General features: G+C 42.7%; 26 protein-coding genes. 25 read left to right on the top strand and 1 reads right to left on the bottom strand.

What is annotated here, in order from left to right:
• Positions 1-81: 81 nt before the first annotated feature.
• From V7R82_RS05055 to V7R82_RS05015, 9 genes are all read left to right on the top strand, one after another.
• The gene (locus V7R82_RS05055) at positions 82-975 is read left to right on the top strand and encodes a transporter substrate-binding domain-containing protein (RefSeq protein ID WP_023390672.1); all 894 of its coding nucleotides are present in this window, start codon (positions 82-84) and stop codon (positions 973-975) included.
• A 1-nt stretch (position 976) separates the two neighbouring features.
• A complete protein-coding gene (locus V7R82_RS05050) occupies positions 977-1666 on the top strand; it encodes an amino acid ABC transporter permease (RefSeq protein WP_291454915.1) in 690 nt (229 codons plus the stop codon).
• Positions 1667-2161: 495 nt separating this feature from the next.
• Complete coding sequence (locus tag V7R82_RS05045; protein ID WP_338541692.1) at positions 2162-2575, top strand: hypothetical protein; 414 nt, start codon at positions 2162-2164, stop codon at positions 2573-2575.
• Entirely contained in the window at positions 2572-3324 is a 753-nt protein-coding gene (locus V7R82_RS05040; RefSeq protein ID WP_338541690.1) for a class I SAM-dependent methyltransferase, read from the top strand. The genes V7R82_RS05045 and V7R82_RS05040 overlap by 4 nt, the downstream gene beginning before the upstream one ends.
• Positions 3325-3335: 11 nt before the next feature.
• Complete coding sequence (gpmA, locus tag V7R82_RS05035) at positions 3336-4088, top strand: 2,3-diphosphoglycerate-dependent phosphoglycerate mutase (protein WP_338541688.1); 753 nt, start codon at positions 3336-3338, stop codon at positions 4086-4088.
• 96 nt (positions 4089-4184) lie between these two features.
• Positions 4185-4580 (top strand): CidA/LrgA family protein, encoded by a 396-nt coding sequence (locus V7R82_RS05030; RefSeq protein ID WP_070755558.1) that lies wholly within the window; start codon positions 4185-4187, stop codon positions 4578-4580.
• Positions 4581-5282: an LrgB family protein gene (locus V7R82_RS05025; protein WP_023390665.1), complete on the top strand. Its 702-nt coding sequence runs from the start codon at positions 4581-4583 to the stop codon at positions 5280-5282.
• A 147-nt stretch (positions 5283-5429) separates the two neighbouring features.
• Positions 5430-5993, top strand: coding sequence for a TetR/AcrR family transcriptional regulator (locus tag V7R82_RS05020; protein WP_180363252.1), 564 nt, complete (start codon positions 5430-5432; stop codon positions 5991-5993).
• Between the two features lie 89 nt (positions 5994-6082).
• Positions 6083-6889, top strand: coding sequence for a ferredoxin reductase (locus V7R82_RS05015; RefSeq protein ID WP_338543742.1), 807 nt, complete (start codon positions 6083-6085; stop codon positions 6887-6889).
• 80 nt (positions 6890-6969) lie between these two features.
• Here the strand turns inward: V7R82_RS05015 and trhA are convergent, their stop codons facing one another.
• Positions 6970-7617, bottom strand: coding sequence for a PAQR family membrane homeostasis protein TrhA (gene trhA / locus V7R82_RS05010; RefSeq protein WP_338541682.1), 648 nt, complete (start codon positions 7615-7617; stop codon positions 6970-6972).
• A gap of 131 nt (positions 7618-7748) precedes the next feature.
• Between trhA and V7R82_RS05005 the strand changes: the two genes are divergently transcribed.
• The 16 genes from V7R82_RS05005 (at position 7749) to hslU (ending at position 22804) form a co-directional block, all read left to right on the top strand.
• Positions 7749-7967 carry a YozE family protein gene (locus tag V7R82_RS05005; protein WP_035364330.1) on the top strand — a complete coding sequence of 73 codons (219 nt, stop codon included), beginning with the start codon at positions 7749-7751 and terminating at the stop codon, positions 7965-7967.
• 15 nt (positions 7968-7982) lie between these two features.
• A complete protein-coding gene (gene deoD, locus V7R82_RS05000) occupies positions 7983-8705 on the top strand; it encodes a purine-nucleoside phosphorylase (protein WP_306486627.1) in 723 nt (240 codons plus the stop codon).
• A gap of 29 nt (positions 8706-8734) precedes the next feature.
• Entirely contained in the window at positions 8735-10159 is a 1425-nt protein-coding gene (locus tag V7R82_RS04995; protein ID WP_338541678.1) for a S41 family peptidase, read from the top strand.
• Positions 10156-10755 (top strand): signal peptidase I, encoded by a 600-nt coding sequence (gene lepB / locus V7R82_RS04990; RefSeq protein WP_338541676.1) that lies wholly within the window; start codon positions 10156-10158, stop codon positions 10753-10755. Before V7R82_RS04995 ends, lepB begins: the two co-directional genes overlap by 4 nt.
• Before the next feature lie 56 nt (positions 10756-10811).
• On the top strand, positions 10812-11648 hold the full coding sequence (gene ylqF / locus V7R82_RS04985) for a ribosome biogenesis GTPase YlqF (RefSeq protein WP_338543740.1): 837 nt from the start codon (positions 10812-10814) through the stop codon (positions 11646-11648).
• Positions 11648-12436: a ribonuclease HII gene (locus V7R82_RS04980; protein ID WP_338541674.1), complete on the top strand. Its 789-nt coding sequence runs from the start codon at positions 11648-11650 to the stop codon at positions 12434-12436. The genes ylqF and V7R82_RS04980 overlap by 1 nt, the downstream gene beginning before the upstream one ends.
• 127 nt (positions 12437-12563) lie before the next feature.
• A complete protein-coding gene (locus V7R82_RS04975; protein ID WP_306486620.1) occupies positions 12564-12944 on the top strand; it encodes a BlaI/MecI/CopY family transcriptional regulator in 381 nt (126 codons plus the stop codon).
• Between the two features lie 15 nt (positions 12945-12959).
• Positions 12960-14408 carry a M56 family metallopeptidase gene (locus V7R82_RS04970; RefSeq protein WP_338541669.1) on the top strand — a complete coding sequence of 483 codons (1449 nt, stop codon included), beginning with the start codon at positions 12960-12962 and terminating at the stop codon, positions 14406-14408.
• Positions 14409-14642: 234 nt separating this feature from the next.
• Entirely contained in the window at positions 14643-15374 is a 732-nt protein-coding gene (locus tag V7R82_RS04965) for a polyphosphate polymerase domain-containing protein (RefSeq protein WP_338541667.1), read from the top strand.
• 15 nt (positions 15375-15389) lie between these two features.
• Positions 15390-16073: a DUF4956 domain-containing protein gene (locus tag V7R82_RS04960; RefSeq protein ID WP_338541665.1), complete on the top strand. Its 684-nt coding sequence runs from the start codon at positions 15390-15392 to the stop codon at positions 16071-16073.
• A gap of 190 nt (positions 16074-16263) precedes the next feature.
• Positions 16264-16542: a hypothetical protein gene (locus V7R82_RS04955; protein ID WP_314394523.1), complete on the top strand. Its 279-nt coding sequence runs from the start codon at positions 16264-16266 to the stop codon at positions 16540-16542.
• 155 nt (positions 16543-16697) lie between these two features.
• Positions 16698-17606 (top strand): DNA-processing protein DprA, encoded by a 909-nt coding sequence (gene dprA, locus V7R82_RS04950; protein WP_338541662.1) that lies wholly within the window; start codon positions 16698-16700, stop codon positions 17604-17606.
• Between the two features lie 91 nt (positions 17607-17697).
• Entirely contained in the window at positions 17698-19758 is a 2061-nt protein-coding gene (gene topA / locus V7R82_RS04945; RefSeq protein ID WP_338541660.1) for a type I DNA topoisomerase, read from the top strand.
• Between the two features lie 158 nt (positions 19759-19916).
• Positions 19917-20825 (top strand): tyrosine recombinase XerC, encoded by a 909-nt coding sequence (gene xerC, locus V7R82_RS04940; RefSeq protein WP_338541658.1) that lies wholly within the window; start codon positions 19917-19919, stop codon positions 20823-20825.
• Positions 20826-20849: 24 nt separating this feature from the next.
• Positions 20850-21374 carry an HslVU peptidase proteolytic subunit gene (hslV, locus tag V7R82_RS04935; protein WP_023392187.1) on the top strand — a complete coding sequence of 175 codons (525 nt, stop codon included), beginning with the start codon at positions 20850-20852 and terminating at the stop codon, positions 21372-21374.
• 41 nt (positions 21375-21415) lie between these two features.
• Positions 21416-22804 (top strand): ATP-dependent protease ATPase subunit HslU, encoded by a 1389-nt coding sequence (gene hslU, locus V7R82_RS04930; RefSeq protein WP_311468963.1) that lies wholly within the window; start codon positions 21416-21418, stop codon positions 22802-22804.
• Positions 22805-22830 lie beyond the last annotated feature (26 nt).

Below are 22830 nucleotides of genomic sequence, written 5' to 3'. Positions count from 1 at the left end.
ATATTTGTTGAGCAGAACAGTTGAAAGTAACTGTTCTAGGTGTTAGAATGAAATCAAATCTTAAAACCTAGGAGGTTTATTATGGTGAATGTGAAATGGAAAAAAATTGTGGCTGCTGCTAGCCTGATTACTTTAGGGGGAGCATTATTGGCGCCTGTGCATCAGGTGCAAGCTGCGGATGAGTCTTGGGATCGCATCCAAAAATCAGGCAAAATTGTTGTAGCAACATCAGGGGCTTACTACCCATCAACTTTCCACTCAGAAGTAGAGGGTAAAGATGTGTTAACAGGTTATGATATTGAAATCTTGCGCAAGGTTGCTGAAAAATTAAACCTTGAACTCGAATTTAAGGAAATGAACACAGATGGCATGTTAACAGCCATTAAGTCAGGTCAAGCGGATATTGTAGCCAACGACTACGACATCACGCCTAAACGTGAAAAAGAATTCCTTTTCTCAACACCAATTAAATATAGCTTCGGTTCTATCGTAGTTCGTGAGTCCGATGACTCTGGCATTAAATCCTTGGATGATTTCAAAGGTAAGAAGGCAGCAGGGGAAGCAACTACCAAATACATGGCCATTGCTGAAGCAAAAGGTGCGGAAGCTGTCACCTATGACAACGGGACCTTGGAACAATACATTGCGGACATTCACAATGGTCGGACTGACTTCATTCCAAATGATTACTATGTCCAAACCATTGCCATTAAGAATGCCAACAAGCTCTTCCCAGACTTCAAGACTAAGGTAGGGAATGTCTTCTACAACCCAAGTAAGGCAGCCTTCGTACTTAACAAGGAATCTGTTACCTTACAAGAAAAAATCAACCAAGTCTTAGAAGAAATGCGTAAAGACGGTTCCTTGGCAGAACTTTCTAAGAAGTTCTATGAAGGGGAAGATGTCTCAACTGAGAAGGAAGAAATCGGGGGCAAGAAGCTTAAAGATCTACCTGTAGTGGAAGTGGATCGTTAAGATGACCCATTGGCTCTTGACTATCAAGTGGCACTATATTTTTAATCCAGAATTGGCGCTCAAAGGACTGCCAACAGTACTACAAGGTCTGGGCAATACGCTGACTTTGTCTTTAGCTAGTTTTCTCTTAGCCACGCTTGGAGGACTTTGCCTAGCACTCTTACGTTTAGCGCCTTTGCGTGGCTTACGCGCTATTGCAATTGCCTATATTTCCTTTTTCCGTGGTGTGCCACTTCTAGTTACTTTGTTCTTTATCTATTATGGCTTACCACTAATGGGGATTGTCATGTCGGCATTTACGGCTGCCATTTTGGGTCTGTCCATTACGGCTTCTGCCTACACGGCTGAAATTATTCGTGCCGGTATTGAAGGCGTGGAAAAAGGTCAATGGGAAGCAGCCTTTGCTGTCGGTCTGAGCTACCGACAATCACTTCGATATGTGGTGATACCTCAAGCTACACGACTAGCCATTCCACCACTATCCAATGTCATGCTAGATTTGGTTAAGTCCTCTTCGATTGCCGCCATTATTAGTGTGCCGGAGATATTCCAGAAGGCTAAAGTAGTGGGAGCCTCAGAACATGACTTCATGACCATGTATATCCTGGTAGCAGTCATCTATTGGTTAATTTGTACGGCATATTCCTTGGTTCAAGCCAAGTTAGAACGTCGATTTGCCCTAGATATTTAATGAAATATAGAGAAAGAGTCCCTTAGTTTTAAGGGGCTCTTTTCTATAGATGATGTGGGGGTTGCTTGAATTGAAAAGTCTGATTGAAAGTGCTAGACTTAAAGTAAAGAGGAAAGGGGTAAAGGCAGCTATGGGCAATAGGCAGCAAAAAAAGGCAGTAAGGTTTGGTTGGCCTGTAGACCGCAAAACTCCTCGTAATTCCAGAGAATGGACAATGTTTTGGCTATCAATAGCCTTGACCCTGGTCATAAGTTGGGCTTTCTATCTCAGTCGTTGGCCCCTTCCAGTCAGGAAGGTACATTTTATTTTCCATGATGATGTAAACCGCCTAATGGACTTAAAGATGCTTGAGTCAGAATCTTTCAGTTATCTATTGACTCTTATAGCGGTCCTAATTGTTATTTTCATTTTTTATATGGTGACATCTCATCTAATCTATTTAGCCTTTGATATATGGCAGACAATTAAGGGAAAAACTAGAAAGGAGGGCAAGACATGGTAAAACGACCCAACCACAGAAAAAATAAGAATAAAAAGAAGCGAACCCGAATTCCTAGTCGCGAGCGACACTATTTGAGCTTTAAGGAAAAGTCTGTCCTCCAAATCATCGCCTTACTGATTGTAATAGGCTTTATCGCCATTGCTTATATGATGGATATTCGGTTGCTGGCCTCTGCTAGCTCCCCTGGACTTAGCCTTAGAAGAACCTTGTCTTGGGAAAGCGTCCAAGTACTAACTAACTTTTCAGATTTTAAGACTTGGCTCTTTGGTATTCAGGCTTTAATTGTGATCTTACTTATCTTTGCTTTTTTCGTGACGATTTGCAACTTCTGGGTTCAATGGACCTGGCATGAGTTACGCACCCTCTTTTTCTCCCAAGACCAAGGTCAGGAAGAGGTGGAGGTATGACCTTGATTGTCACAACGGCTATTGACAAAGAGCCAGGCTTAGTAAAGCGCGCCCAGGAGTTGGCCCAACTATACGGTGGAATCTATCAGGACCGTGGTAAGCGTACCATGAAGCAAATCTATTGCCAGGCAGAGGGTGCCTTAGTCCTTAACAAGAATGAGTTAATCTACTATGATGCGGAGGGTCAGAAACTATTTTTCCATCCCAATACTGCTTGGCTCAGGGCACTTAACGGCCGCGACCCTTTGTTGGAAGCCCTAGCTTGTCCAACTGGCGCTAGTGTCCTGGATGCCACCATGGGGATGGCCAGTGACAGCCTGGTGATGCAGTATTTTGGCTACCAGGTCACTGCCTTAGAGTTTAATCCCTTGGTGCATTTGATTGTAAGTGATGGGCTGTCTCGATTTGTTATGGAAGATAGTCGTTTTACTCAGGCTATGAGAGACTTGGTGACTTACTGTCAGGATTATCAAACCTATCTTGCTCAAGCAAAAGATAAGAGTATAGACTGTGTCTACTTTGATCCAATGTTCAAGGTGGGAATTGAAGAATCCAAGAACTTAGATGGTATTCGTCTTTTAGCCAATCGACAGCCCTTGACCGAGGAAGCTTTAGAGCAGGCTAAGCGGGTGGCAAGGCACCGCGTCGTTGTCAAAGCCCACTATCAAGATCCCATTTTTGAAGACTTAGGTATGACACGTATCAAACGACCTAATACCAAATTCCATTATGGCTACTACCAATGTTAGGAGGAGATTTTATGAAACAATTAGTTTTAATTCGTCATGGCGAAAGTGAGTGGAACCGGCTTAACCTCTTTACAGGTTGGACGGATGTAGAACTGACCGACAAAGGTTTGGCAGAAGCACATGAAGCAGGGCGCCAGCTCAAGGCAGCAGGCTTTGACTTTGATTTGGCTTATACGAGTTATCTTAAACGGGCCATTCACACTTTGGATGCTGTTCTGAATGAGCTAGACCGATCTTGGCTGCCAGTTCATAAGGCTTGGCAGTTAAATGAGCGCCATTATGGCGCCCTACAAGGCTTGAATAAGGTTGAGACGGCAGAAAAATATGGCGAAGAGCAGGTTAAAATCTGGCGTCGTTCTTTTGATGTATTACCACCAAGCTTGGAAGCTAGTGATGACCGTAACCCGCGTTTGCAAGACCAATACCGACGTGTGCCTACAGAGGAAAGTCTGCCGTTGGCGGAAAGTCTAGCTACTACCATCGAGCGGGTCGTCCCTTACTTTGAATCCGTGATTCGGCCACAAATGGCAGAAGGACAGCGCATCATTATTGCAGCACACGGTAACTCACTTCGTGCGCTCGTTAAGTATTTTGATAAATTGAGTTCAGATCAGATTATGGAAGTGAATATTCCGACAGGTGTGCCACTTGTTTATGAATTTGATGATAACTTCCAGGCTATTAAACATTATTACCTAGGTGACCAAGAGGCCTTGGCAGCTAAAATGTCTGCTGTGGCTAACCAAGGTAAGCTCGCCCATTAAGCAGGTGAAGGATTGGACTTAAGTGCCAATCCTTTTTTGGCTTGCAATCTGGCTGAAAAAGGGTAAACTTGTATTGTGAGAAGAGGGGGATTCATTGTGAAACTTTATGTCCAGTTCATGATTATTGTCTTATTAGCCTTTATAGGGGAGGGGATTTCGACTTATTTTCAATTACCAATCCCCGGCTCTATTATAGGCTTAATCCTCCTATTTTTAGCCCTTGAATTTAAGCTCCTGCGTTTGCGTCATGTCAATGCAGTGGGTAACTTTCTCTTGGCTAATATGACCATTCTCTTTCTACCGGCTGCTGTCGGGATTATGGACCGTTATGAGGTCATTGCGCCTTTTCTAGGACCAATTGTGCTCATCATAGTAGGTGCTATTGTACTTAATATTGTGGTCATTGCTTTAGTGGTTAATTATGTTAAGAACCGCTATGAAGGCAACTACGAGGATCGTTTTGTGGATGACTTTACTGAGGAGGTAAACTAGGTGACTGCTAATTTTTGGGAAAATCCCTTATTTGGTCTTGGACTATCAATTCTAGCTTACTATCTTGGTATGCGACTCAATCGACGTTGGCCTCACCCATTGACGACGCCACTTCTGATTGCAACTATCTTAATTATTGTAGTACTCAAGCTAACCGGCATTCCTTATCACGCTTATTACGTGGGAGGCAGTTATCTTAACACTCTGATTGTGCCTTCGACAGTAGCTTTGGGTATTCCGCTTTATAAAACCTTCCACTTGATGAAACACCATATACGCAGTATTCTCTTAGGGACTTCAATTGCGGTGTTAATTAATACGACATTTACTGCACTCCTTGCTAAGCTTTTTGGTATGGATTTCTTCCTGGCAATTTCGCTTTTCCCTAAATCAGTTACAACCGCTATGGCGGTGGGGATTATCGACAAGATGCAAGGCATGACAACCGTGACCTTAGTGGTTGTAGTGGCTACTGGGATTTTGACAAGCGTTCTGGGGCCTGTTGTCTTAAAAGTTTTGAAGATTGAAGATCATGTAGCAGTTGGGCTAGCCTTAGGCGGAACGGGACACGCAGTGGGGACCGGGACAGCCTTCAAATATGGTCAAGTCGCAGGCGCCATGGCCGGTCTGGCAATTGGTGTGACGGGTTTGCTCTATGTCTTTATTAGCCCATTGATTGCGGCACTTATCTTGTCAAACTAATAGAGTGATTTAAATCCTAGTGCTACAAGTACTAGGATTTAATTGTTATGAGAGAGGATTATGATTGACAAGCTAGATTTTCTATTATAGAATATGAATGAATACAAAATATATTCACTCATGTATATAAAAGGAGGCAGGATAGCAGTGGATAAAAAACAAGCCCTAAAGTTAGCCGCTTATGAAGTCTTTTCTAAAAAGGGCTACAAAGCGACAGGAATTTCAGAAATTGCCAAGCAGGCCAGTATGGCAGTCGGCTCTTTTTATAACTATTATGACAGTAAAGAAGCCATTTTTTTGGATATCTACATCGATGAGAACAATCGCGCTCGTCAAGCTATGATTGAAGAAATTGATTGGCAAATGGACATGGTTGAACTAGTTAGCCAAATTTTTGGCCGATCACGTTCCTTGGTTTCTTCCAATAAAATCCTTAAGGAGTGGTATAATCCTGCAATCGCAGATGAATTACATGGATATTATTCCTCCCAAGAAGGCAAAGTCTCAAATCCTTTCCACAATTTTTTAGTCGAAACTTTTACCAGTCGAATGTTAGCAGAAGGTTACTCGCAAGATAAAATTCAGGATATTTTACGTGTCTACAACTTATTCTATTACATGGATATGCAAATTACAGAACAAGATGTGCCAGATTTAAGTAGAACGCTTGAAATATTGGCAACTAATTTCGTTAAAGGAGTCTTGAAATAAAGAGTAGCTCTTTATTTCACCGCAAAATGAATGAATATAATATATATTCATTCTGGCGTTAGGAGGATAAAGTCATGAAAAAACAAGAAATGAAAAGAGGTAAAACGATGTTAATCACTATCCTAGCAGTCATTGTAAGTTTAAGCATTATCGCTTGGGGCATTATCGCTTATCTTGGGCGTGGTCAAACGCTATCTGTCCTTTCTATTGATAAACTAGAAGGGGATTTAAGCCTCATCCACTTGGCTAAACCTGACAACATGCAATGGAAAGCAGGTGCTCACGCTAAGATCTCTTTACCAAATAGTATAGATAATCATCAAACCTCTAGCGAGGTTGTAACGGGGGCAAGCAAAAGCCAAGCTAAAGATGGGGAAAGTAGCCGTTGGCTAACGATTGCTTCAAGTTCAAATGAAGATGAAATTTTAATTTTGACTCATAATAATGGCAGTCCATACAAAAAAAGTCTAACTAATTTGCCAGCGGGAAGCAAAGTAGAGCTAAGTTGGTTGGACTCGACCTTATCCACGGCGGACAGCAATAAAGCCTTCGTATGTTTTGCCTCTGATGTCGGTATTGCAGCCATACGCCCAATTATCAAAGAAGAGATAAGTAAACGCGAATTGGTCTTGAGTCACTTAAGTAAAGGGGTGATGGTCTTTAACAATGAACTGGAAGATTCAGCTAAAAAACATGCAAATCTAAGCTATGAGAGCAGCTCGAGTCTTTCTCAAAGTCAGGACTATTTAAGTGACGCAGTTGAGCGCTATGGTAATGATGCGACTTATCTATTAGCGGGGCAGGCCGATGATGTGAATGCTATGACCAAATTCCTTGAGGATAAGGGAATTGATAAGAAGAAGATAAAAACTAGTCGATTTAGGGGCTTAAAATAGTCTGTAAATTAAAGACTAGACTTTAATAGCTCTTGAGAGTGAAAAAAATCCAATGGTTGCCTGACCATTGGATTTTGTTTTTACACATAGTATAGAATGCTATAAAACATAAAGACGGCGCCACCTAATACGAAAAGGTGCCAAATGATATGCATCCATTTGTTGTCTTTCATACGATAAAAAATCGTTCCTAGTGAGTAAGTGACACCGCCCAAAGCTAAGAGCAGAATCCCGGTCAAGGGAATGGATTGAGCTAAGGGATAGATGATAAAGACACTAAGCCAGCCTAATCCAAGGTAGAGGAAGGTGCTGAGTTTTGGCCATCGGCCGATAGCAGAGACTTCGAAGATAATGCCTCCAATAGCCAAGGCCCAGACAAGCGCTAGGAAACCATAGCCCACAAGCCCCCCGATTGAAACCATGAGGTAGGGGGTGTAAGTCCCCGCGATTAAAAGGTAGATAGAAGAATGGTCAATCTTTTGGAAGACATCTTTATAGCGAGTCAGGCTAAAGGAATGATAAAGGGTTGAATTTAAGAATAATAAGAAGAGGCTAGCTCCATAGATCGCATAGGAGACAATCTCTAAGTGTGAGCCATGTTGGACGCCTTTGAGTATGAGCGCAACCGTGGCAATAATGCTTAAGAGGGCGCCAATACCATGAGTTGCAGCATTGAGAACTTCAATGAGGACCTGTTTAGTATAGGATAATTTGAGTGCTTCTTTCATGTTTTCCCTCCTTTTCTATCATTGTACCCTAAATATACTGAGAAAGAAAGTTAAAGCCTTAGGGACTATGTTTTGCATCTTGTGGCCTTTTTTTGGTAGAATGGGTATATACAGACACGAAGGAGGGCCTAATGGCAAAGAGTTTTTACGATTATATCTCTCGTTCAGTGGACTATGGAGCCAAGGACCCCATGAGTCGCTTGGCGAATGCTATCCACTCAGATCAAGGGTTTCCTAAGCGTAGCGACGAATTTGACGAAATCTCACGTTACATGGAAGACAGCCCTCATTATTCACGTCTATTGTCCATCTTTGATGATGCGTGGCAACAGTATCTTTACCACAAATAGAAAGGATTGAAATTTATGTCGATTCATATTGCAGCCCAAGAAGGCCAAATCGCTGAAGTAGTTTTATTCCCGGGGGATCCATTGCGGGCCCAATATATTGCTGAAACCTTCCTGGAGGATGTGACGCGTTACAATACGGTACGCAACATGTTCGGTTTTACTGGGACCTACAAGGGTGTTCCAGTTTCTGTTCAAGGTTCTGGTATGGGGATTCCTTCAGCCATGATTTACGCTGAAGAACTCTACCAAAGTTATGGTGTTAAGACGATTATCCGCATTGGGACCGCTGGTGGGATGAAAGAATCTGTCAAAGTTCGGGATATCGTCTTTGGTCAAGGGGCGACGACTGACTCTAGCTGCTTGACCAATATCTTTAATGGGCAAGTCTCCTTTGCAGCCTTAGCTGATTTCAAGGTTCTAGATACTGCTTATCATCTAGCAGCAGAAAAATTACCTAAGGAAAATATCCATGTCGGTAATATTTTATCTAGCGATCGTTTCTATAACGAAGAGATGGATAAGGGCAAACTAGCTCGTTATGGGGTCTTAGCTGTGGAAATGGAAGCAGCGGGGCTCTATGCCGTGGCAGCTAAACACAACCGTCAAGCCTTGGCTATGTGTACGATTAGTGACCACTTAATTACAGGTGAAGAAACAACGGCTGAAGAACGCCAAACAACTTTCACACAAATGATGGAAGTTGCCTTAGAAACAGCTTACGCGCTACAAAGCAAATAAGCTCAATATTCTTGGAAAGAAGGGATTCGATGAAGTTAAGAAAAGGATTGAAATGGTTATCTGCCTTACTGGTAACAACCAGTGTCGTTACGACAACAGTTCCTGTAGCCGCTGCACCATTTAGCCTCTTTGGCTCAAAAGAACAGCTTTCAGATGAAGACATTCAGAAAATTCAGGAAGTCTATCGTTCTATTCGTGAAGGCTACATTGAAGAAATTGACAAAGAGAAGATTTTAGAAGGTGCCCTGAAAGGGATGGTATCTGCCACAGAAGACCCCTATTCAGAGTATTTTAACAAGGAAGAATCGACTGCCTTCGATAATGCCATGAGTGATTCCTTTGAAGGGATTGGGGTTCAATTCCAAGTCAAAGGTGGCGAGATGGTTGTCATTAGTGCCCTTGATGATACGCCTGCGTCTAAGGCTGGTTTGCAGCCTAATGACGTCATTGTCAGTGTAGATGGGACAGAGCTTAAGGACAAGACGACCCAAGAAGTCATGAAACTTATCCGTGGCCCTAAGGGGTCTGAAGTTAAACTAGTCATTCGTCGCGGCGGGTCAAATTTTGATGTCAAGTTGACTCGCGACACTATTCCAAATTATTCCGTTACTAGCAATTTGGATGAGCAAGACAAGACCATTGCCCACATTAAAATTATCCAATTTGGTGAGAATACTGGTAAGGAATTAGAGAATGCTGTTAAGAAAGCCCGCGAAGACGGAGCTAAGAGCTTCATCTTCGACCTGCGTAATGACCCAGGTGGCCTCTTAAGTCAGGCGCTGGCTATTGGGAATATGTTCTTAAAAGATGGCGATGTCATCCTCCAAACCCAAGAACGTGGCAGTGATCCGACTGTCTTTTCAGCAGATTCCAAACTATATGGTGACTTCAAAATCACGGAGCCTTATGTCTTCTTGATAGATGGTGGTTCAGCATCTGCTAGTGAAATTTTAGCTGCTGCTATTAAGGAAAACACTAAACATGATTTAGTAGGCGAGAAGACCTTTGGTAAGGGGACGGTTCAACAAGTTCTTAATCAATCAGATCTTGGCGAATTGAAGTTAACGATCGCTAAATGGCTAACGCCAAAAGGTGAGTGGATTCATAAACAAGGGATTGAGCCGACAGTTGCTGTCGAACAAGAACCGGTGGCTAAGGCAGTTAGCCTCAGCTACGATGATACCCTTGCCAAAGGCCAATCTAATGACGGAGTAAAAAATCTGGCCTTAATTCTTAAAGCTTTAGGCTATGAATTAGAGTCTACTGAATACTTTGATGACAAGATGGAAGCTGCTGTTAAGGCCTTCCAAAAGGATAAGGGATTGACTGAAGATGGGCAAGTAACTGGTAAAACAGCAGATGCCCTCAACGAGGCAACCCGTGATTATCTCAAGACTCATGATGCGCAGTACGACAAGGCCAAAGAAGTACTTAAGCAAGGAAGTAACTCATGAGATCACTAAGAAAATTAGGCCGTGACTTGGTCAATGTGGTCTTCTATCTCATGATTTCCGTCTTAATCCTAACAGGTATTCGGAAGTATATTCTGCAGCCTTTTCAGGTTAATGGCCATTCTATGGAGGCAACCCTCCATCATGGAGAGCACATGCTGCTCTTTCCTAGTGCTAAGATTAATCGCTTTGATGTAGTGGTATTTCCTGATCCAAAAGGGTCAGGAAATTCCTATGTTAAGCGGGTTATTGGTTTGCCTGGTGATCATTTGCAGGTGAAGAATGACCAACTCTATCTCAATGACTTGCCAGTACCGGAGCCATACCTGGAACCAAATAAATCTCAAGCTGATAGCCATCCATTTACTCAAGATTTTTCCTTGTGGGATACCTTGGGAATCGAGTCTATTCCTGAAGGATATTATTTTGTTATGGGGGATAACCGACCAGGATCAGGGGATAGTCGTCAGTTTGGTCTAGTCCCAATTGCTTCGGTTCAGGGCAAAGCTGACCTAGTTTATTGGCCTTTCAATCAAATGCGACGCATGGCGCAGTATCAGCTCCAAGCAGATGGCTCCCTGTCTATTAGCGCACCTTAAACTATGTCCTAGGAGGAAAGTTCGTGTCACAACCCATTCAATGGTTTCCTGGCCATATGGCCAAAGCTAAACGTGAAGCCAAGGAAAAACTCAATTTAGTCGATATTGTTATTGAACTAGTTGACGCTCGTATCCCTGAATCCAGTCGTAATCCCTTGATTGACGAAATTGTAGGTAATAAGCCTCGTATTATGGTCCTCAACAAGGCCGATTTAGCAGATCCTGCTAAGACTCAGGCTTGGATTAATTACTATCAAAGTCAAGGTATTCATGCTTTATCTATCGATGCTCAGCATGGTAAAGGCCTCAAACAACTTGAGAAGCAGTGTCAGCTACTTATGTCAGATTACTTTGCCAAACAAGCTGCTAAAGGTGTCAAGCCGCGTGCTATTCGCCTGATGATTCTGGGGATTCCTAACGTAGGTAAATCTACCTTAATCAATCGCTTTGTGGGTAAGAACCAGGCCATTACCGGGAATAAACCCGGGGTTACCAAGGCGCAACGTTGGCTAAAAGTAGGGCGCAATTTTGAATTACTGGATACGCCGGGGATTCTGTGGCCTAAATTTGATGATCCTTTGGTGGGCAAAAAATTAGCCCTAACCGGTGCCATCAAAGACCAACTGGTTCATATGGATGATTTGGCTCTTTACCTATTAGAATTAGTATTAGGCAATAATCTGGATGTGCTTAAACAGCGTTACCGTCTGACTGAACAAGAGTGCCAACTGCCCCTAGTAGAGTTACTTTTAGTTACCACTAAGCGACTGGGCTTTAAGGATGATTATGATCAGGCATCTACAAAATTAGTCATTGACTATCGTCAGCACCAATTAGGTAGTTTGACCTTGGATCAAGTGCCTTTAGAAGCCTCATTAGTAGGTGAAAATTAATGTCTAAGTTAACTGTAAGTCAAATTAAGGATGCTTTGCTAGAAGTAGAGGATGAGTCTCATGAATTATTAGCGATACTAGCAAAAGACGAGCGTAAAAGTGTCCAAAAATTGCTTGAACAATGCCATAAACGCCTACAAAATCAACAAATCATGTTTCACGACCACCAAAAAAGGCTTATACATGAAATGGCAGCCTATAATGCTGGCTATCAAGTGATTGCCGGATTAGATGAGGTAGGGCGTGGGCCTTTAGCTGGTCCAGTGGTGGTGGCAGCAGTTGTTCTGCCTAGAGACTGCCAGCATTTACTGGTTGGGGTGACAGACTCTAAGCAACTCTCACACGCAAAACGTCTAGAGTTTGCTCGACAAATTCGTGAGGTCGCCCTTGATCTTAAAATTGTTGCCATTCCTCCGGCCATTATTGACCGGGAAAATATCTATCAAGCCACTCGCCAGGGCATGAAGGCTGCTGTTGAAGCCTTAAATGTAAAACCTGATTATTTGCTACTGGATGCCATCAATATTGATGCTGATTTGCCACAAGAGTCCTTGGTCAAAGGCGATCAACGTTCCTTATCCATTGCGGCAGCTTCAATTATCGCCAAGGTATATCGAGATGAGTTAATGGTCCAATACAGCAAGACCTATCCAGAGTTTGGTTTTGAACGGAATATGGGCTATGGGACTAAGGAACATTTAGAGGCCTTGGATAGAGTAGGTTACACTCCTATTCATCGTCGGAGCTTTGAACCGGTTAAGTCCATGTACAAAACATATGAATCATAAAATTCAATCGGTTCCGCTATGGAGCCGATTTTTCTATAGAGAAGGCAAGATAGGCTTGACAAAGCCCTTAGACATTTGTAGAATTAAAGTGAAAAAGATTGATTTTATCAAACGAAAGGAGATTCCTATGGCAGCAAAAATTAAACGACTAGCTGATGGCGAATTTACTATCTTGAAGGCCATCTGGCAATTGCCACAGCCTACCACTTCTGCTCAGATTATTGAATATCTAGGTGAAGACAATCATTGGAAGCCACAAACCTTGCTTACGGTCTTGGCTCGTCTTACTGAAAAAGGCTATCTCAATAGCGAGCGAGTGGGCCGGGAACGTCACTATATTGCACTAGTTTCAGAAGCAGATTATCTGGAGGTTGAGGCCTCTGACTTTTTGAATCGCTACAAGGGTCACTCTCTCAGTGGTTTTATCAATAACTTGTTCCGCTCAAATTCCTTGTCCGATTCTGACATGGACGAATTGCGTGACTTGCTTAATCAGCATAAATCCTAGTGAGGAGGGGACTAGATGCAAGATTTACTCTTTAACTTCTTTTTGACTAGCTTGTCAGTTTCTTGCTTAATCCCACTTGTCAGTATTTGTTTTATGCTCTTCAAGAATCGGCTGTCAGTCCGTAGTAAATATTATATTTGGATTGGGGTTATCCTGAGCCTCTTGTTACCATTCAGACCAGCCTTTAATCTAGGCTTAATTGAGGTGCAACCACCCGCACCATTACTTCCGACCTCAGCTCCGGCTCATATGGGGTCGACACCAATAGAAGCTTCAGGAGCATCAGTGCCGACTTCTGCATGGTCTTTTAACATTTTACATGCTATCTTGTTGGTCTGGCTATTAGGTGTCTTGATTTATCTTGGGCGTCAGCTCTATAGTTACATCAAGTTCCAGACCATGCTCAAGCGATGGGGCGACCCTGTTGAAGATTTAGCCATCTGGGAAACCTTAGCTGAGATGCAAGATCTTGTGGGTGTAAAACGCGAAATTGGCCTAATTTATTGCCCGTTGGTTCACAGTCCTCTCTTATTTGGCTTCAGAAATCCAACCATTGTGCTTCCTGAGCTTGACTACACAGAGGAAGAATTTAGTTTAATCTTCCATCATGAATTGGTCCACTATAAGCACGGAGATGTTTATGTTAGTCTTTTAGCCATGTTTATTAAGAGTCTCTACTGGTACAACCCATTGGTTCGTTTCGCAAGCAAGGAGTTATTGGAAGCAGGGGAAATGTACTGTGATGCTACCGTATTAGCTCAACAAGATGTTAGTTATCGCATCTTTTATGGTGAGACAATCCTGACCATGATTGACCGAAGCAAAAAAAACCAAGTGGCTTTAACAACTTGTTTCTATTCTAATCGCTTTAACCTCAAGCGACGTATTCTTGCTATTATGGATAATCGCTATCCGATTAGATTCTTGTCTGTTCTTGCCATTCTAGGAGTTGCCGCTTTGGTCTTACTATCGCGTTCTGTCTTTGTAATGGCACAACCTCCTGCCAATCAAGTGGTAGAGAATCAGATAAGTGAGCCAAAAATTTCTAGTGATCAAGCACGAGATTATGCTTTAGCAGAGGCTGGCCTGACGCCTGACCAGGTGCAAGCCTTAGAAATAGAGCTATCCCAGGATCGCTATTTTGTGGCTTTCCAATATCAGAATACCATTTATCAGTACCAAATTAGTGTGATAGATGGGCAAATTTTACGAGTTCATGAGACCAACCAAGTTTTAGTCTCGAATTCTCAACCAAGTGAGAGCGTCACAAGTTCTGAACATGTAGCTAGCCAAACTTCTAATGCAGAGTCGTCACAGGCACCGTCAGTATTTAGACCTTTACTCAATGTGCAGTCCATCTTGAAAGATAGCGATGACGATGAATCTGATGACAAAGATGACACGGATGATCCGGATGACCCAGACGATCCGGATGACCCAGACGATCCGGATGTAGATGATTAATAAACAAATATAGATTTGAAGTCTAGCGAGAGACGACAGAGCTCTCGCTAGACTTTTTGTATGTGGTTTTGCAAATATAACAATCGTATTACAAATGGAAAATTGACTTGAATTGTAAAAAAACTACAAGTGTAGAATATAGTTATAAACGACAAATGTAGTATATTCATTAGCTCCTAGAGAGCTTATCTTTATCATCTATATACTACATATGTAGAATTAGGAGGAGTAAAAATGAAAGAGCATAAAGTTCAAAAGAATTTCCAGCGTATCGAGAGTAAATACTTAGTGGATGCCAAGACCATGGCGGCATTAGAGAAGGAGTTTAGTCAACACCTGGTGCCAGATGACTACCCTGTCTCGACGATAAGTAACTTGTATTTTGATAATGTAGACTATGACTTAGTGGAAGATTCATTAGCTAGATTACATGGACGCGAGAAAGTCCGAATGAGAACCTATGATGCTAAGCCTAAGTCTGATAGTTTTGCCTTCTTAGAGATTAAGAAGAAGATTTTAGAAGTGGGGCATAAGTACCGTTTTGTAGCCGATATGGCAGATATCATTCACTATGTCGCCCATCCTACCAAAGCTCATCCAGATGCTAACCCAGAGTTGCAATTAACCTTATTAGAGCTACAACGTCGCTACGTAGCACTTAAGCCAATGATGTTTATTGGTTATAATCGCCACTCCTATCGTGGAATTGAAGATCCTAAGGTTCGTGTAACCATTGACCGCGAAGTTGTTTACCGAAACTACGCCTTAGATTTAACAGCTGGGCGGCATGGAGAACCATTAATCGAGGAAAATCAAGTTATTCTAGAAATCAAGGTCAATGGCGATCAACCTGACTGGATGGTTGAAATCTTGAACCGTCATCAAGTTGAAGAAATTTCTTTCTCTAAATACGGCCAAGCCTATTCTAAAACTTTAAAAGCTTCAGAAGTTCGCTTGGCTTTATAATAGGGAGGTAGGTTTATGAACCAATTATTCAATTCAGTTTATGTGGCAAATGAAGCCAATGCTAAGCCTGAAATGTTAATGATGTCACTGCTAGTGGCTTTACTAAATGGTCTCTGGTTGGCTTGGGTCTATAAGTATAAGACGCTTTATACAAAGGATTTTGTTATTACTTTGGCTCTTTTGCCAACTATCATTGCCATGATTATCTTTTTAGTCAACGGTAATTTGGGTACCAGTGTGGCTGTAGCCGGGACCTTTAGCCTCATTCGTTTTCGTTCAGCGGCAGGGGGCGACAAGGAGATGCTAGTTATTTTTATGGCGACTGCCATCGGTTTAGCCTGTGGGATGGGCTATATCTTCCTAGCCCTTGGCTTTACCCTTGTTTTGACCTGTCTGCTCTTGATTTTGGAACATGTCAATTTTGCTAATACAAGCCAATCACGGCGCTATCTGACTGTGAAAATTTCGGCTGACCAAGATTATGATTTGCTCTTTGAGGGGATTTTTGAAGCGCTTTGTCAGTCTGTAGAACTGGCCTCCATATCTTTTGAAGATGGCGATGCCTTGCTTAAGTTAGACTATATCGTGGACCTTAAGCGTGAGGTTAGCGACCATACCTTTATTAATCAATTTCAGGCCTACAATACTTTAGCTAAAGTTAGCTTGAGTAAGGTAGCCAAGAAGAAGAAGACACTTTAGATAACTCCTAAGCCAGTAGATTTATTTAGTCTGCTGGCTTATTTATACTTACTTGACAGCTGATTGAAAACGCTTTATGATAGTTATATACTATATTTTAAAGCAAGAATCTATTTTGCGAAGAAATGCTCATATGTTAACAAAATGAGTGGTATCATGCCTGGTTTATTCATCAGAAAGGGAGAGTGTTATGAGACCAAGAAAATCTCTAGTGAGGGACTTACTTTTAGCGCTTGATCGTCAGCTGCCCGTTCATTTCGAATTGGAAAACCTATTAGACTTTGTAGAGGCACATTCTTACAGCCAGGACCAAGTGATTTCAGCTTTAGAATACCTTAAGCACGAAGGCTATTTGTCAGGTCTTATTCTCTATGATGACCAAGGGCAGCCATATCACTTCATTATTGATGGTATGTCCCGCCAAGGGCTTGACTTGCTAGATAGCTTATCTAAAGAAAGTACCCTATAAGAACTTTAACTAGAATAAGGGAGACAGGGATTCAATCCCAGTCTCCCTTATATATATGCTTTTCTGACTATTTATATAGTCTTGTAACTTTTTATCTTTTTTAGACGTGTTTTATTCTCCTTTTGGCCTATATATAGTATGAAGGGGGAATCTTGATGGATTTGTCGATGAAGGAACAACTCATTCTTTTAAGCCTTGAAGGTGCTAACTATCGTGAGATTTGGTATTACCTTAAGCATGCCATTAATAGAGCTTGCCATCGTCATGCACTTAGCCTTGTAGACTGTCAGTCCATGCTGATAGAAGTCCAGAAAGAAGAAGGCATATTAGAAAATCCAGGCTTTCATTTTTATCTGGATGACCAAAGCTATCTGAGAGTCAAGGACTTGGCTAAGCATACTCTTATGATTGGAGAGCCTACTTATCCTAGGGCTTGGTTAGAGATTCCTAAGCCTCCCTTATTAATCTATTATCAAGGGCATATTGAATGGTTACAAGAGCCACTGATTTCCATTGTTGGGACTCGTGCCATAAGTCTCCAAGGCCAAAAAGATGCCAGTTCTTTAACTCAAGCCTTATGTCAATCAGGCTATGTCTGTGTCTCAGGGATGGCCTTGGGAGTAGATGCCATGGTCCATCGAACGGCTCTGGGTTCCCCTGGCGGCAAAACTATTGCCATCTTACCAGCTGGCTTTGGCACCTGTTATCCACGAAGTCATACAAGCCTTATGGCTGAATTAGGGCAATCCCAATTGCTCTTGTCAGAGTATTTGCCTCATATAGGAATCAAAAAACATCATTTTATTATGCGTAATCGCTTGGTGGCGGGGATTGCACCAGCACTGGTTGTTGTGGAAGCAGCCTTGAAGAGCGGAAGCCTCATCACGGCTAATTTTGCCCTACAGTATAATCGAGAGATTTATGTCTGTCCAGGACATTTGAGTGAGACCAATTCAGCCGGATGTAATCAGTTAATTGAAGCGGGAGCTAATGCCATTTATAGCTTGCCAGACTTCTTGGGAGACCTGGAAACTCTCTATCGTCTCCAAGCAATAAAGAATTAAAAGTGTTGACAAGCGATCCGGTTTCGTCTAAGATTGATACGATTTACATTGAAGCAAGCCCCCTTGCTCGAGAAAGGGATGTGTCGATCAGGTGACTTATAAATATCTGGTGATTGTCGAATCACCAACAAAAGCAAAAACTATTGATAAATACTTGGGTAAGAACTATAAAGTAGTAGCCAGCAAAGGACACTTGCGTGATTTGCCTAAGAGTAAAATGGGTGTGGACATCGACAACCATTTTGAACCTAGCTACATTAACATTCGTGGTCGCGGAGATACCATTAAGGAACTGCGCAAATACGCCAAAAAAGCTGAAAAAGTCTATTTGGCAGCCGACCCGGACCGCGAAGGGGAAGCAATTGCTTGGCATCTGTCCTATATTTTAGGTTTAGATCCAAACGACAAGAATCGCGTAGTCTTTAACGAAATTACCAAGGATTCTGTTAAAGAGGCCTTCAAGCATCCGCGCGCCATTGACCAAGAACTAGTTGATGCCCAACAGGCGCGTCGAATCTTGGACCGGGTAGTCGGTTATTCTATTTCACCTATATTATGGAAGAAAGTTAAAAAAGGCTTATCTGCTGGTCGGGTGCAGTCGACAGCATTGAAGCTGATTATTGATCGCGAACTAGAAATCCGAAACTTCAAACCAGAAGAGTATTGGGATATTCCCACAACCTTCCTTAAGGGCAAAACCAAGTTCCAGGCTGATTTTTATGCACTGGATGGCAAGAAGCGTGAGCTTAAGAGCCACCAAGATGTCCAAACGGTGATGGCGCGAATTGATCAAAAGGCCCCATTCAAGATAGATGAGATTGAGGAGAAGGAGCGTCGTCGTAAGTCACAAGCCCCATTTACTACCTCAACTCTACAACAAGAAGCTTCTAATCGTCTTGGCTTCCGTACCAGCAAAACCATGATGGTCGCTCAACAGCTCTATGAAGGGATTAGCCTTGGCCGTAACACAGTCGGTTTGATTACCTATATGCGTACTGACTCAACCCGTATTGCGCCAAGTGCCCGTCAAGCTGCCTTGGATTATATTGACGAGACCTTTGGATCTGAATACCTTGGACCTGGCAAGGTAGTCCGTAATAGCCAAAGTGCACAAGATGCCCACGAAGCCATTCGACCATCCAATGTGACACTTACTCCAGAGTCTATCCAAGCATCCTTAACTAAGGACCAATATCGACTCTATAATTTGATTTGGTCACGTTTTGTAGCCAGTCAGATGGCAGATGCAGTCTACGACACCATTCGTTGCGACTTAAGTCAGAATGGTGCGACCTTCCGTGCAAATGGCTCTAAGATTAAATTCCCTGGTTTCCTTAAGGTTTATCCATCTCAAGGAACTAAGGATAACTTCCTGCCAGACTTAAAAGTTGGAGAAGCAGTCAAGGTTGCGGATATGAAGCCAAGTCAGCACTTCACCCAACCACCTGCTCGTTACAACGAAGCTTCCTTGGTTAAGGTCTTAGAAGAAAAGGGGATTGGCCGTCCATCTACCTATTCACCAACGATTGAAACTCTGCGCAAGCGTTACTATGTCAAAATGGTAGCCAAGCGGTTTGAACCAACTGAACTAGGCGAGATTGTCAATAATCTCATGACTAGTTATTTCCCTAATATCGTGAATACCGAGTTTACGGCTGGCTTAGAAACGGAACTAGATGCTATTGAAGAAGGCGAGTTCCAGTGGGTTCAAGTCCTAGAATCCTTCTATGAAGGCTTTAAAGGCAATTTAACCAAGGCCGAAGAAGAAGTAGCTAAGATTGATATCAAGGATGAGCCAGCTGGTTTTGCCTGTCCTGAATGTGGCCACGATATGGTCATTAAGATTGGCCGTTTTGGTAAGTTCTATGCTTGCAGCAATTTCCCAGATTGCCGCCATACAGAAGCAATCGTCAAAACCATTGGGGTGACCTGTCCGCAGTGTCATCAGGGCCAAGTGGTCGAACGCCAATCCAAGAAGAATCGGCTCTTCTTTGGCTGTAATCGATATCCTGACTGTGACTTTGTCTCTTGGGATAAGCCAGTTGGTCGCGACTGCCCAGTCTGCCAACACTATCTAGTAGAAAAAACAAGTCGCAAGGGCAAACAAGTTGCTTGCAGTCACTGTGACTATCAAGAAGATATTCAAAAGTAAGTGAGTCCCTTGCCGGCATGAAAGAGATTAAACCTCGGTTTAATCTCTTTTTGTTTATCAATTCTTAACAAATGAGAGTAAATGAGGCGGGGCAGTCGCTTCAAAAGCAAAAAAGTGATACACTAAAAGACATAGAAAGAATGGAAGTCGGTGGTCTTATGCAAGATGCTATTGCGCGTTTTCTCCAATATATCAGTGTTGAAAGACGCTATTCCCAGAAGACCCTAGTTGCCTATCAACAAGACTTAGTGGCTTTTCAGTCTTTTATTGAGACTAGCGGTGGCGGCGATTTGAAGCAAATTGCCTATCAAGATGTTAGACTCTATTTGGCTTATCTCAATGAACAAGCCTATGCAAAGACTAGTATCCGCCGTAAATTATCCAGTCTACGGTCATTTTTTACCTACTGCTTAAGCCAGGGATGGCTTGAGACTAATCCCATGGAATTGGTTCAGTATCAGGTAAAGAAAAAGACTTTACCACAATTCTTCTATGAAGAAGAACTGACTCAACTCTTTGATTCCCTATATAAGCGGGAAGATGATGCGGCCTGGCGTGACCGAATGCTTCTAGAAGTTCTCTATGCGACCGGTATGCGGGTCAGCGAACTGAGCGAATTGAGCTTAGATCGCCTCAACTTAGAGGTACAACTTATTCGTGTTCTAGGGAAGGGAAATAAGGAGCGTATCGTCCCCTTGGGTGATTCGGCAACCCAAGCCATTCGCGATTATTTAACGCATCTAAGACCAAAAATAGACTCTAAGAAGAGTCAATACCTGCTACTGACTGACAAGGGTGCTCAAATGACACCTAGACAGATTCGGACGCGACTTAACAGTTTGGTTCAAGAACAAGCTATGAACTTGAAGATTTATCCCCACAAATTGCGGCATTCTTTTGCTACGCATTTGCTCAATAAAGGGGCAGATCTGAGAACGGTTCAAGAACTCTTGGGCCACGCCAACCTCAGTTCAACCCAAATTTATACGCATGTAACTAAAGACCAATTGCGCAGCCAATACCTTAAAGCTCATCCTAGAGCTAAACAAGCTAAGCAAGATAAATAATCACGTTAAAAGGAAGTGACCATCATGACAACAATTTGTGCTGTAAAAAAAGATAATCAACTAGCCATGGCTGGTGATGGCCAAATTACCATGGGCCAACAAGTCATTATGAAAGGCTCTGCCCGCAAGATTCGACGCATTTATCATAACCAAGTTCTAGTTGGCTTTGCAGGTGGTGTAGCGGACGCTATCACCTTATCAGAAATGTTCGAGACAAAGCTCAGTGAGCACCAAGGACAATTGACCAGAGCGGCTGTCGAACTAGCCAAATCTTGGCGTTCTGATCGTACTTTACAGAAGCTAGAAGCTCTACTAATCGTTATGGATAAAGAGAATCTCCTCATGGTCAGTGGGACCGGTGAAGTCATTGAGCCAGATGATGGGATTTTGACTATTGGCTCTGGGGGTAACTATGCCTTAGCAGCAGCCCGTGCTCTCAAGCGTAACGCGCCTGAATTGAGTGCCGTAGACATTGCCAAGCAAGCCTTGCAAATTGCTAGTGAGATTGATGTCTTCACCAATGACCAAATCCGTGTGGAAGAAGCCTAAGAGGGCTGACTTGCTATTATAATAGAAGGGATGAATTGATTATGAGTCAATTAACACCACGTTATGTTGTCAATGAGTTAAATAAATACATTATCGGACAAGATGAAGCCAAACGTGCCATTGCTATTGCTTTGCGCAATCGTCTGCGCCGTCTCAAGTTAGACCCTGATATGCAGGCTGAAGTAAAGCCAAAGAACATCTTGATGATTGGGCCAACTGGGGTCGGGAAGACCGAGATTGCGCGACGCTTGGCTGAAATTGCCAATGCTCCTTTTGTCAAAGTAGAAGCGACCAAGTATACCGAAATCGGTTATGTTGGTCGTGACGTAGAGGCCATGGTACGTGACTTGGTTGAAGCCAGCATTCGCATGGTCAAGAAGATTAAACATCAAGAAGTGAGAGAAGAGGCCTATGAGCGTGCCTTGACCCGTCTAGCAAAGGCTCTGAAACCTGGTATTAAACAAGAGAAAAAACAACAGGCCCAACCTAATGATTTTATGGCTATGTTGCAACAAATGACTCAAAGCCAGGAGGAACCTCAGGAAGTGGTGACAGATGACATTAAGGTCAGTCGCCGCCAAATCAAGGAGCAATTGCGTCAAGGCTTACTTAATGACAAGGAAGTCACCATTGAGTTAGAAGAGAAGAAACTGCAACTCAACAACTTAAACCCTATGATGGAACAAATGATGGACGTCCAATCCGAGTTCCAAAACTTACGTCCTAAGAAAAAAATCAAACGCAGTGTGACCGTCAAGGAAGCCCTTGAATTACTGACAGAAGAAGAGTCAGATCACCTAGTTAATCAGGATGATATCAACCAACAGGCTTTAGAACTGGCTCAAAACAGCGGGATTATTTTTATCGACGAGATCGATAAGATTGCGACTTCTTCCAACCATGGAGGAGAAGTTAGTCGCCAAGGGGTCCAACGTGACATTCTTCCGATTGTCGAAGGAAGTGACGTTCAGACTAAGTATGGTATTATTTCAACTGATCATATTCTCTTTATTGGATCGGGTGCCTTCCATGTGGCCAAACCTTCTGATTTAATTCCTGAATTACAAGGCCGCTTCCCAATCCGTGTCCAGTTGACCGACCTTAAGGTGGATGATTTCCGCCGTATCCTGCAAGAGCCAGCTCACGCTATTTTGCATCAATATCAAGCCATGCTAGCAACTGAAGGGGTAGAAGTTATCTTCACGGAATCTGCCATTGATAAAATGGCGGAATACGCGGTGCTATTAAATGAGTCAACCGATAATATTGGGGCTCGTCGTCTCCATACTATTGTCGAGACCGTCTTAGAGGAATTACTCTATGAAGCCGCGGATATGAACATGGGCCGTATTGAGATTAATGGGGCCTATGTCAGTCAACGTTTAGATAAAATAGTAGAAAGTCCTGATTTAAGCCACTATATCTTATAAGCAACTCGCATAACGAGATTTGAGGA

This window comes from Abiotrophia defectiva ATCC 49176 (assembly GCF_037041345.1).
GTDB lineage: Bacteria > Bacillota > Bacilli > Lactobacillales > Aerococcaceae > Abiotrophia.
Note: the sequence above shows the minus strand (reverse complement) of the source record. Positions and strands in the feature narration are given on the sequence as shown.

Coding starts and splice junctions, on each gene's coding strand:
- xerC (WP_338541658.1), top strand. CDS start 19,917: ATGCAAGATGCTATTGCGCGTTTTCTCCAATATATCAGTGTTGAAAGA.
- V7R82_RS05015 (WP_338543742.1), top strand. CDS start 6,083: ATGAAAAGAGGTAAAACGATGTTAATCACTATCCTAGCAGTCATTGTA.
- gpmA (WP_338541688.1), top strand. CDS start 3,336: ATGAAACAATTAGTTTTAATTCGTCATGGCGAAAGTGAGTGGAACCGG.
- V7R82_RS04980 (WP_338541674.1), top strand. CDS start 11,648: ATGTCTAAGTTAACTGTAAGTCAAATTAAGGATGCTTTGCTAGAAGTA.
- V7R82_RS05045 (WP_338541692.1), top strand. CDS start 2,162: ATGGTAAAACGACCCAACCACAGAAAAAATAAGAATAAAAAGAAGCGA.
- V7R82_RS04965 (WP_338541667.1), top strand. CDS start 14,643: ATGAAAGAGCATAAAGTTCAAAAGAATTTCCAGCGTATCGAGAGTAAA.
- hslU (WP_311468963.1), top strand. CDS start 21,416: ATGAGTCAATTAACACCACGTTATGTTGTCAATGAGTTAAATAAATAC.
- deoD (WP_306486627.1), top strand. CDS start 7,983: ATGTCGATTCATATTGCAGCCCAAGAAGGCCAAATCGCTGAAGTAGTT.
- V7R82_RS05050 (WP_291454915.1), top strand. CDS start 977: ATGACCCATTGGCTCTTGACTATCAAGTGGCACTATATTTTTAATCCA.
- lepB (WP_338541676.1), top strand. CDS start 10,156: ATGAGATCACTAAGAAAATTAGGCCGTGACTTGGTCAATGTGGTCTTC.
- V7R82_RS05055 (WP_023390672.1), top strand. CDS start 82: ATGGTGAATGTGAAATGGAAAAAAATTGTGGCTGCTGCTAGCCTGATT.
- ylqF (WP_338543740.1), top strand. CDS start 10,812: ATGGCCAAAGCTAAACGTGAAGCCAAGGAAAAACTCAATTTAGTCGAT.
- V7R82_RS04995 (WP_338541678.1), top strand. CDS start 8,735: ATGAAGTTAAGAAAAGGATTGAAATGGTTATCTGCCTTACTGGTAACA.
- hslV (WP_023392187.1), top strand. CDS start 20,850: ATGACAACAATTTGTGCTGTAAAAAAAGATAATCAACTAGCCATGGCT.
- V7R82_RS04970 (WP_338541669.1), top strand. CDS start 12,960: ATGCAAGATTTACTCTTTAACTTCTTTTTGACTAGCTTGTCAGTTTCT.
- V7R82_RS04955 (WP_314394523.1), top strand. CDS start 16,264: ATGAGACCAAGAAAATCTCTAGTGAGGGACTTACTTTTAGCGCTTGAT.
- V7R82_RS05005 (WP_035364330.1), top strand. CDS start 7,749: ATGGCAAAGAGTTTTTACGATTATATCTCTCGTTCAGTGGACTATGGA.
- trhA (WP_338541682.1), bottom strand. CDS start 7,617: ATGAAAGAAGCACTCAAATTATCCTATACTAAACAGGTCCTCATTGAA.
- V7R82_RS05040 (WP_338541690.1), top strand. CDS start 2,572: ATGACCTTGATTGTCACAACGGCTATTGACAAAGAGCCAGGCTTAGTA.
- V7R82_RS04975 (WP_306486620.1), top strand. CDS start 12,564: ATGGCAGCAAAAATTAAACGACTAGCTGATGGCGAATTTACTATCTTG.
- dprA (WP_338541662.1), top strand. CDS start 16,698: ATGGATTTGTCGATGAAGGAACAACTCATTCTTTTAAGCCTTGAAGGT.
- V7R82_RS04960 (WP_338541665.1), top strand. CDS start 15,390: ATGAACCAATTATTCAATTCAGTTTATGTGGCAAATGAAGCCAATGCT.